The organism is Neisseria sp. P0021.S007 (assembly GCF_051956855.1).
The window spans coordinates 1-695 of the sequence record NZ_JBQCXA010000525.1 but is presented as its reverse complement, the minus strand read 5'-3'; the positions used below and the strand labels follow the sequence as shown (position 1 = coordinate 695).

Here is a 695-nt window from a genome sequence, read left to right as displayed (position 1 = left end):
GTCCGATATTTTAGGCCGTCTGAAAACCTACACGGCGCGCAACATCATCATTACCGGCGGCGAACCTACCATCCAACCGCATTTGGATACCCTGCTCAACACACTCAAAGCCGAAGGCTATTTTCTGTGTATCGAAACCAACGGCCTCAACCCCGCGCCGCCGCAAATCGACTACGTTGCCACCAGTCCCAAAGCCTGTTACGCCGCTAAATACGAAAAAAGTTGCATCGAGAAAGCAGACGAAGTGCGCATTGTCGCCGACGGTGATGTCATTTCGTTTTGCCAAGAGATGGAACGCAAAATCCGCGCCCGACATTACTATCTTTCCCCCTGCGAACAAGACGGCGCAATGAATATCTACGACACCATCCGCCAAATCGGCGTGTTAAACAGCCGAGCCGACGCCCCCGTCCATTGGCAACTGAGCGTACAAACGCATAAATGGGCAGGAATAGAATAATTCGTTTGAAATCAATTAAAAACAAAACCTTTACAAAATATTTAATGTAAATACCATTCCATATTCGACCAAATGCACTACTGGCAATGCTCTCAGGCTGTCTGAAAACCCTATTTCAGACGGCCTTTTTTATTACAAACCCCTTGACTGATTACATAAGATTACGTAAAGTGTGCAACAGTTTTCATAAATTGGTAAAACCAATTTACCTGATAACTGATTGCATCTAAAAAGG

At 45.6% G+C, this 695-nt stretch carries 1 protein-coding gene; it reads left to right on the top strand.

The features are described from left to right. Positions 1–460 (top strand): 7-carboxy-7-deazaguanine synthase QueE (locus tag ACTHUR_RS14395; RefSeq protein ID WP_440399247.1); only part of this gene is annotated, 460 nt, incomplete at its 5' end. Positions 461–695 lie beyond the last annotated feature (235 nt).